At 23.6% G+C, this 10,064-nt stretch carries 10 protein-coding genes; 7 read left to right on the top strand and 3 right to left on the bottom strand.

The features are described 5' to 3' along the window. Positions 1-216: 216 nt before the first annotated feature. The 7 genes from N9R85_RS03500 to N9R85_RS03470 all read left to right on the top strand — a co-directional run bounded on the left by N9R85_RS03500 (position 217) and on the right by N9R85_RS03470 (position 6,164). Complete coding sequence (locus N9R85_RS03500) at positions 217-657, top strand: RpiB/LacA/LacB family sugar-phosphate isomerase (RefSeq protein WP_262858608.1); 441 nt, start codon at positions 217-219, stop codon at positions 655-657. A gap of 2 nt (positions 658-659) precedes the next feature. Further along, positions 660-908 carry a DUF2188 domain-containing protein gene (locus tag N9R85_RS03495; RefSeq protein WP_262858607.1) on the top strand — a complete coding sequence of 83 codons (249 nt, stop codon included), beginning with the start codon at positions 660-662 and terminating at the stop codon, positions 906-908. Positions 909-1,113: 205 nt separating this feature from the next. Beyond that, on the top strand, positions 1,114-2,457 hold the full coding sequence (locus N9R85_RS03490) for a phospholipase D-like domain-containing protein (protein ID WP_262858606.1): 1,344 nt from the start codon (positions 1,114-1,116) through the stop codon (positions 2,455-2,457). Positions 2,458-2,473: 16 nt separating this feature from the next. Then, positions 2,474-2,968, top strand: coding sequence for a hypothetical protein (locus N9R85_RS03485; RefSeq protein WP_262858605.1), 495 nt, complete (start codon positions 2,474-2,476; stop codon positions 2,966-2,968). Between the two features lie 26 nt (positions 2,969-2,994). After that, the gene (locus N9R85_RS03480; protein ID WP_262858604.1) at positions 2,995-4,560 is read left to right on the top strand and encodes a DEAD/DEAH box helicase family protein; all 1,566 of its coding nucleotides are present in this window, start codon (positions 2,995-2,997) and stop codon (positions 4,558-4,560) included. Further along, on the top strand, positions 4,538-5,158 hold the full coding sequence (locus tag N9R85_RS03475; protein WP_396888767.1) for a type I restriction enzyme subunit R domain-containing protein: 621 nt from the start codon (positions 4,538-4,540) through the stop codon (positions 5,156-5,158). The genes N9R85_RS03480 and N9R85_RS03475 overlap by 23 nt, the downstream gene beginning before the upstream one ends. A gap of 58 nt (positions 5,159-5,216) precedes the next feature. Continuing rightward, positions 5,217-6,164 carry a hypothetical protein gene (locus N9R85_RS03470; RefSeq protein ID WP_262858602.1) on the top strand — a complete coding sequence of 316 codons (948 nt, stop codon included), beginning with the start codon at positions 5,217-5,219 and terminating at the stop codon, positions 6,162-6,164. A gap of 34 nt (positions 6,165-6,198) precedes the next feature. On the opposite strand, the gene N9R85_RS03465 is transcribed toward N9R85_RS03470, so the two are convergent. From N9R85_RS03465 to N9R85_RS03455, 3 genes are read right to left on the bottom strand one after another with little or no spacing between them, the layout of a single operon-like run. After that, complete coding sequence (locus N9R85_RS03465; protein WP_262858601.1) at positions 6,199-7,122, bottom strand: site-specific integrase; 924 nt, start codon at positions 7,120-7,122, stop codon at positions 6,199-6,201. A 51-nt stretch (positions 7,123-7,173) separates the two neighbouring features. Further along, positions 7,174-8,328, bottom strand: a complete 1,155-nt coding sequence (thiI, locus tag N9R85_RS03460; protein ID WP_262858600.1) for a tRNA uracil 4-sulfurtransferase ThiI — start codon at positions 8,326-8,328, stop codon at positions 7,174-7,176. 13 nt (positions 8,329-8,341) lie between these two features. Then, entirely contained in the window at positions 8,342-9,877 is a 1,536-nt protein-coding gene (locus N9R85_RS03455; RefSeq protein WP_262858599.1) for a hypothetical protein, read from the bottom strand. Positions 9,878-10,064 lie beyond the last annotated feature (187 nt).

Below are 10,064 nucleotides of genomic sequence, written 5' to 3'. Positions count from 1 at the left end.
TTATTTTGATTTCAAATTTTGTATAAATTCATTTCAACTCCTTTAGATTTTCTGTATTTTTCCAAAACTCTTTTAAAAAAGAGAAAAATAAAAAATAGGCTTTAACCTATTTTGTTTTCAGACCCCCAAAAAATAAAATAATTTATTAATAATTTAAAATATTAATTTAGTATAATTTAAAAAGATAAATTTAATTAAAATATAAAAGGAGCAAATATGAGTAAAAAAGTAGTAGCCTTAGCTTCTGATCATGCAGGTTTTGAACTTAAAGAACAACTTAAAGAATATGTTAGATTTTTAGGTTACGACACAGTTGATCTAGGTCCAGATAATGGAGTAAATAAAGTTAGTTATGCAACACAAGGTAATGAATTAGCTGAATATATTAACTCCCGTAAACCCGACTTCGGAATTGGGGTTTGTGGTACAGGACTTGGAATTTCATACGCTCTAAATAGACATAAACACATAAGAGCTGCTAGAATTACTTCAGTTGAAGATGCTCACTTAGCAAAACAACATAATAACGCAAATGTTCTAGTGTTTGGTGGTAGACAATTAAAAACTGAAGATGCAATTAAAATGATTGATGAATATTTAAAAACAGATTTCGAAGGTGGAAGACACATCGAAAGAATAGAGGAGTTAGATAAATAAAAATGGCTAAAGAAACAAAAACAAGTGAAACAACAAAAAAAGAATTAAAACCAGTTTGACACATAACATTAGATAGAGAAAAAGGTAAATGAAGAGTATATAGAGAAGGTGCTGAAAAAGCAACTATAACTTTTGATACCCAAAAAGAAGCTATCCCATACGCTAGAGATCTAGCTAAAAAATACAATGGAACATATTACATTCATGGAGAAAACGGTAGAATTCGTGATGGTAAAGGATACAAAAAATAAACTATACTAATAAACTAAGTAATAGTTTATTTTTTTATATAATATAAATATGATATGAAAGTTAAATTTATATAGATTATTAATAATATTTGCTCAATTTATTTTCATAAGCTGTTTTTTTGTAGGAATTTCTTTTTTAATCTACAATATTAACTCCAATTATGTTCATTTATTTATTTGAACAAATTATCTATTAAATGTAGCAATGGTGTTGGTTATAGCATTTCAAAAAAGAAATTCGCAAATTAAACTATCATGACTATTTTTAATGATAATTTTACCTATTTTTAGCGTGGCCATTTTTTTTACTTTAGGAAAAATCAAACCAAACAAAAATGAATTAAAAGTAATAGAAGAAGATGGTTACAACTTGAATAAAATAGATCAAATTGACAAAATAGAAAGCAACAACCCGACCTTAAATCAACTAAAAAATATAACCGATAATACTCTTTTTAATGCTGATTATAAATTTTATGAAGAAGGTTATAGATTTTATGATTCTTTAGAAAAAAATATAAAAAATGCAAAAAAAAGTATTTTAATAATTACTTATATAATTAAAAAAAGTGAAATTTCAAGAGAATTTATAGATTTAATTAAATTAAAAGCCAAAGAAGGATTAGAAATTAAATGATTAATTGATGATTTTGGTGCATTCCCTAAGTTAAAAAAAGAATTAAAAAAACTTAATAAAGTTGGTGTTAAGGTTCGTTTTATAGCAAAAATATACTATCCTTTCATAACTCATAAGTCTTTTTACAGAAATCATCAAAAATTTATAATAATAGACTCTAAAAAAGTATTTTCAGGAGGTAATAATATTTCCGATGAATACGCATCATTATCTCCAAAATACGGACATTGAATTGACTTAAATTATAAAATAACCGGTGAATATGTTAATGCTTATAACATTCATTTTATTAAATTTTGAGAAATAATAACAAGAGAAAAATTAGAAATTAATAATTATATACATAAATTCAGTAAAGAACAAAAAGGGCAAAATGAATCTATTTTAATTTTTGATTCACCATCATGCGATTACTCAAATGCAGAAAGAGTTTGAATAAAACTTTTTGGTCAGGCTAAAAAATCAATTAAAATTGCTACACCATATTTTTCAATAACAGATGCTATGTTTAAAGAAATTGTTTTAGCTCTTAAAAACAACGTAGAAGTTACCATTTTTTTTCCAGGATTGCCAGATAAAAAACTTGTTTATAAGGTAGGTTTATGACAAATTAAACAATTGGTAGAATTAGGGATGAAAGTTAAAATATATAACGATCACTTTTTACACTCAAAATCAGGAGTTATTGATGATGAAATAGCCTGAGTAGGTACTAGTAATTTAGATGCCAGAAGTATGTTTTCGCAATATGAAACAATGGATATAATTTCAGGCCCATCTGTAAATGATATTATTTATATTTTTAATGAATATGCAAAGAACTCAACAGATATACAAAAGAATCATGAATTAATGAAAAAAGGGACTATTTTTGAAAGATTTTTTTTCATATGAACATCACCTACAATTTAGAAAGAAGAGAATAAAAATGAACAATAAAGATAACTTAAATATAATTGGATTTAATTCGGAAAAAGAATTAGAAGAAGCAATAATAAAACAACTAGAACAAAATTATAGAGTTGACAAAAACACTGAATCATTAAATCAAACTTCTAAAAACCACTACACTAAAACAATCTACGATAAAACTGAGCAAGATTTAAAACAAAACTGATGTAATATTCTTAATAATATAAATGCAAACTACTTAGATGGATATAAATTAACATTAGAACATATTGATAGAATTCTAGAACAACTACATGATAAAAAATTAACAGAAATAACAAATGGAATTTTAAAATACGGTTCATTGCCACCAATTGATTATTTTAAAGATCAAGGAAATAATAAAAAATATTCTTTGGTTTTATTTAAAAATGGCGGCAACAATCATAAAATAGTAGGAAATAACGATAGTGTAGGAAATTTTGAGACTCTGAAATCAAAGCAGGTTGATCCCTTTAAAATAAATGTGTAATTGTGAAATAATACGTTAAACCTATTTTGTTTTCAAACCCTCGAAATTTTTTAAATACCAAAGATCCAATTTATCAAATTGCAAGACAAATTAAATTTGAAGATGTTGATGGCATAATACCAGATATCATATTGTTAATTAACGGAATTCCGGTTTTACTAATTGAACTAAAACTAAGAAATTCTAATATAAAAGACGCAGTTCAACAAATTAAAAATTACAAAAAACGTATATCTAATTTTAATTCCATAAAGAAAAAATTAACAATGCTTAATTTTGTTCAAATACTTTCTGTTATGTCAGAAAATAAAATGTTTTATACTCCGAACCAAACTGATGAAAAAAACATTCCAGATAATTTTATTAATGATTGATTATATTTTACAACTTGAAATTCTAAAGATAAAGAAAATAAACCGGTTCATAAGTGACATGAAGTAGTTAAATACTTTTTTAACATCCCAACCATACATGATATGGTATCTAAATATACAGTTGAAAACTTAGAAAATGACAAATTATTTTTACTTAGAAGCTATCAATACCACGCAATTCATAATATTTTAGAAAGAATTGAAAAATCATATCGAAATGATGATGGTGAAAATAAGATAGGATATGTTTGACATGCGACAGGTTCCGGTAAAACACTAACAAGTTTTAAATTAGCTCAACTTTTAAAACAAAAGTATAACAATAAAAAAATATTCATGGTTGTTGATAGAATAGCATTATCTAGCCAAACTAACGATGAATACAAAAAATTTTCAAATAATTCATTAGATATTGAAATAGTCTCAACAAAAAATACCAATAAACTAAAAAAAGAGGTAAAAGGTAAAAATGATTTTAACTCTAACGATTTTATTAATAATCAAAAAATAATAATAACTTCAATACAAAAAATTAATAAAATGTACGAAAGCGAAAAAGACTCTGTAATAGAAAGTAATAAAGCAAAAAGTAAAGATTTTATTTTTATATTTGATGAAGCTCATAGATCTACTGATGGTATACAATTCGAAAGTTTCAAAGAAATGTTTCCGAATTCTAAATTTATTGGATTCACTGGTACACCTATAATTAACGATGATGTTAATAATAATTTCGAAAAACAAACTACTAACGATATTTTTGGCAGTTTAATACATAGTTACACAATTAAAGACGGAATAAAAGATAAAAAAGTTTTACCATTTAGAATATTTGTTGATTACCCTAAATATCTAGTCAAACTATTCACAAATACTTCTAATATTTTAGATGTCCAAAAAAATAAAACAGAAGAATATGATTTACAATCACTTTATCACGAATACAAACAATTAATTGAGAAAAACGAATCAGGTTTAGATGACCTTGAAGAAATTGAAAAAAGTAAAAAAATAATAGAAGATAAATATAACATTAAATTTAAAAATTATGGCAATGTAGATACAGATGAATACGATACATTAATCAATACTAATGATTACAACATAGAAAAATCATTAAAAATAGAAAAAGAATTATATGAAAATAATTTTTATAATAACAAAGCTTATAAAAATTGAATAGTAGAAAAATTAATTAAAAAAAACAATCCAAAATAAGCAAAACCATGGTGGTTTATATAGTTCACTTTTTGCTGTAGAAAGTAAAGATGATGCTATAGAATACTATAATATTTTTCAAGAAAAACTAAAAGAACTTAAATATAAGATTAATTTTACTTTATTGTTCGATTTTAGTGAATCTAACACAGAAAAAGGCGTTATTGAAAGAAGTGAATTTTACAATAAATTATTAAAAAATTATAACACTATGTTCAATACAAATTTTAAAATAGATCAAATAAAAGATAAGTATAAAGAAGATATTTTAAAAAGATTAAAACAAGAAGGTATAAATTATCAAATAAGATCTAAAGATGATTATTCTAAAAAATTAGATTTATTAATTGTTGTCGATCAATTATTAACCGGTTATGATTCAAAATACATTGACACAATTTATTTTGACAAAAACATAAATCAAGACTATTTACTGATACAAGCAATCTCTAGAACTAATAGAGTTTTATTACAAACTCAAAAAGAAAGAGAAATATGAAGACCTAAAGAGTATGGTAAAATAAGATTTTTCCGTCAAGGTGCCAATATGAAATTTCTTTTAGAAAAAGCTTTTAAAAAAATATGCCAATCAGAATAGTGGTGATGAAAGTAGCATTTGATTTTTAGAATTAAAACCAAACATAATAAAAGAACAAATGGAAATAAACTTTATTAAAATAAGTGAAATTAGCAAAAAAATAGGCTTTAAAAATGATTACAATAAAATTCCAGATCGATTAAACGAAGCTATTCAAAAATATATAGAAACAAAAAAAGAAACACAAATAATAAAGGATGCTAAAAATTTCAAAAATTATGCTGACATATTATTAAAAACATGAATTAAATTTAGTAATCTTGATATCGACGATAAAAACAAAATAGTTGATGATGTTAAAAATATTTTTAATTTGGATGATACAGGTAAAATTTTAAGAAAAATTGACACAATAAGAAGTAGAGCAAAAGAAATTAGAGATACCCTTAAAATAACTGACTCATCTAGCGATTATGACTATTATGACATCTATAATGTAACTAATGATTATTTTTTAGAAAGTCCTAGTGAATCATTTTTTTCAGAAAAACCAGACGAAACATATGATTATGAACTTTTAGAACAAAAAATATCAAAAAATGAAAGTGATGAAAAAATTAAAAACGAAGATATTGATTATTTGTTATCGAAATATAATTATAATGACCAGGAATATATAAAATCAAACATAGATATATATAATTTTAAAAATGTTGATGAACTTAAAAATGTTGTTTTACAAAAACTTAACGAAAGAACTCAAAGTGAAATAAATGAAAAATATAATTCATTTTCTAAAGCTACCGGATTAAGTGTTGAACAAATAGCAAATTTAATAAACGATTATAATAACTCCGATGATAGCAATAAACTTTTGAAGTTAAATGATATTTATAATGCAATTAACGAAAATTTAAAAGATAATCCTAATATATTAAGTGAATATTATAGTTTTTGCGAACTTAACTTTCAAAAAGACGTTAGAGGTGGTAATAAATATAACATTTCAGGTGTTAATTCTAAAAAATGTATTAAAAGCTTTTTAGAATCGATTGTAAAAAAGTAACTTAATGTTACTTTTTTTAGTGGGTTTTCATAAATTAATAAAGATTAGATATAGATCTCATTACTAAGTCAATGTCTTTATTTTCTAATTCACTAATAACATGTAAATAAACTCTTTCTGTTGTATTCATGCTCGCATGAGCTAACCGCTTTGCGACTGAAGCTATCGAAACTCCGGCATATAGCAAAATAGAAGCATGAGTATGCCTAAGTCCATGTACTGTAATTACAGGTATATTAGCGCTTTTACAACGTCGTTCTAAAATATCATTTATTGTTGAATTAAATATTCTGCCGCTTTTTTTAATAAAAATTGGTTTATCAATTGGTAAATCTTTAATCATAAACGCAAATTGTGAAGCTGTTAATCAATCTAGTTGGATTTTACGAATAGAACTTTTATTTTTAGTTGGTGCAAACCCTTTAGACTCTTTATAATTTCATGTTTTGTTTATGTTTAATAATTGTTTATTTAAATCAAAATCAGCTGGAGTTAATGCTAAAGCTTCCGAAAATCTTAATCCTGTTTTTGCAATAAGTAAGATTAATCAATCATAGTTAATAGAACCTTGTATTTTTAATTTTTTTATTAAAGATTGTAACTCAAATTGACTTAAAAATTTTATTTTCTTTTTACGTTCCGGAATACCTTTAATCACCGCTTTTCGTGTCGGATCATTACTTAAATAACCTTCGTCAAAAGCATCCAACAAACACGCCTTTAGATGGTGGTGAAAATCCATAGTTGTTTGTCTTTCGTGGTATAAAGCATATTCATTTAGTATTTTTTGATATTCTAGTCTATTTAAATCGTTCATTTTTAAATTCGGAGAAATTCTATTAACTCACTTTAATGTTAATTCATATTTGCTATAACTTATATTAGTTATCGAACCTTTTTTATACACTGTAATTCAATTTTTAAAATATTCAGAAAATGTAAGATCAGTTTTTTTCATTTTTCCCTCCCTAAACCCACTTGAGAGGGGAAAATTTAAATAAACCAAGTACTAACTTGGTTTATTTAAATTAATAGAAATTTTAATATGTTCAATTTTAGATTCTAATAATTCAGATTCTAAAGTAGGAATTTGATTAAGTTCTTGTTCTAATTTTAAAGCTACATCTATTTTAGGTTTAGTAACAGGTTCTTTAGGAGCAAATAATTCGCATGTTTCATTAGCTTTTATTATTGAAGTATCATGTGTTTTTATTAATCTTGCTACTTTAATAATTTCATTTTTATCAAATGTTAATAATGGCCTTAAAATTGGTAAAGAGCTTGAACTTCCTATTGTGTACATTGATTCCAAAGTTTGTGAAGCCACTTGTCCTAAATTATCACCATTTGAAATAGCTAAAATATTATGTTTTTTAGCTATTTGTTCAGCAATACGATAAAAACTACGACGCATTAAAGTTATTTTATATGATTCATTAGAAACAAACGATATATAATTCATCAAAAATGAATAATCTGCAATTAATAAATTTGATGTAACTTGATAATTTGATAAAGTATTAACTAAAGTTTTTATTTTATCAATTGTTCTTTGGTCAGTTTGCGGCGGTGTCATAAAAGTTAAAAAATCAACTTTTAAACCCCTTTTCATCAATTCAAAAGCAGCTACAGGAGAATCAAAACCACCAGAAATTAAGTGCAATACTTTCCCTGAAACTCCTACTGGTAACCCACCTAAAGCTTCAATATAATTAGAAAAAATATACGTTTGATCTTTTCTTACTTCAACATAAAAAGTTTGATCTGGATTATGAACATCTACTTTTAAATTTGTATTTTTTAGAACGTGAGTACCTAAAATATTATTTATATTAGACGAATTAAATTCAAAACCTTTAAAATTACGTCTTGCTTCAATTTTAAAGGTTTTAGAATCACTTTTAACCAGCTTTAAAACTTCATCTTTAAAATTATCAATATTATTTTCAGTAACTATAACTGGTGAGTAAGAACTTATTCCAAATACAAATTGCAATCTCTCAAGGGCTAATTCGCTATAATCTAAATACATTCTATCAAATTCTACTTTAGGTTTTTGACCAACTATATGTGTAATATTATTTGATAATTGATTTATAAATGTCTTTCTGTTTTTCTTTTTTAAAACTAATTCACCATATCTAATTAAAATTTTTTTATACATTTTTCTCCCCTTTTTATTGTGTTAAAATAAATTTTTTCATTATTTTATAAGCAGCTTTATAATCTGAATTTTTAATGTTATTTTCAGCACTTAATAAAAAACTTTTTAATACTTGAATTTTATCATTATATTTTTTATTATCAATAACATATTCGATTAATTTCTCGTACATTTGTTTATATTCGATATTTTCGCCAATAAAAATAATTAACTTTTCAATGTTAGTTATCCATTCAGTTAAATTATTTTTATCTGTTTTTTTTTGAATATTTTTATACAAATTTTCTAAACTATCTGTAATCATTAATGTATTATTATTTTTTGGTAAAAACTTATGTTGAATTACAATGTAATATAAATTTTCAATATTACTTAATTCATTCTTAATATCACATGTACTATTTTTTGTATTTTCTAATAAAATTAAATAAACATTTCTTTCTAATTCCTTAAACGAACTTACCAAATCTTCTAAACTGGATAAATAATTGTTATTATCTGTTTCTTTTGTGAATATTTTTAATTTTTCATAATAAAAACTTAACTCATCTTTCATTCTTTTTCTAGACTCTAGGTTTAATTTAGAAATTTCATCTTTTTTAGTTTCTATTAAATTAAAAATATAATTAATTATAGATTCGTTATTTTTCTTTTTAAAATCATCGATGATAGATTTAAATTTAAATTCTACAAACACATTACTTAAATAAAAATATAAACTTCTTATTTTATCAATCAAAAGTTTAGTGTTGAAATTGTTGTCAAGTCAAGTGTTTTTTATTTCCTTAAGGTGTTTTTCAATAACTTTACTCTGTTCGTTACTAAATACATTTTGTGATTTTATAAAATTTAATAAGGGACCAAAAAGCATATATTCTATTGCTAAATGATTGTTTTCTAATTTAAACAATTCAAAAAGATGTTTTTCTTTTTCGCTTGCAATTATAAATAAATCATTTATATTTGAATTTGTTTTTTTATCAAGAATTGCTTTTGTTTCACGCTTAAGCTTTAAAACTTCTTTAAAGATATAATTAACGGTTTGGAAATTTAAATTAACAAAAGATTCTAATCGTTTCATTAGATATTCACAAACTTGAATTATTCTAGATACAGATTCATCAATGTTTTCATATGTTTTTTGAAAATCTATAGTTATATTTTTAGCCTTTAATTCGTTGATTTTAAATTTTTTTAAATTTTTTTTAAGTACAATATTGACTTTAAATAATTCCTTAGTTTTTCTATCTCTAATATAATTATTAGAATTTTCTAAATTATCTTTCAAAATACTTGAATATTTAATTAAAGTATTGTAATAAACATTTAATTCACTATACATTTTTTCATATGTATTATTATTTTTTGATAGTAGTTTTAATCTAGTTAAATTTGTTTCGTTTTCGTACACAGATCTACTAATCTCGTTTGTTATTTTTTGGTTTCTTTTTGAACTTCTCTCTATATAAATTGATTTTATAAAAAAAATAGTAACTATAATTAAAAATACTAATAATATACCAAATAAAGCGAATAAAATATATGCCATCTTTTATTTATTTCTCCTATTTTATGCTATTAAATTATAAATTATATTTTTAATTTAATAGCATAAAAAAATGCCCTTCTGGGCTTATTCTTTGAAAACTGAATAGTAATTAATAATTCATTAAAATGTCTTAAATACATCTTAACTTCTAAACCTATCAATTTATTAGTAATGGTCAGCTAAATGT

The organism is Mycoplasma sp. CSL7503-lung, assembly GCF_025515455.1.
GTDB lineage: Bacteria > Bacillota_I > Bacilli_A > Mycoplasmatales > Metamycoplasmataceae > Mycoplasmopsis.
The sequence above is the reverse complement of the archived record's forward strand: the minus strand, read 5'-3'. Positions and strand labels throughout refer to the sequence as shown.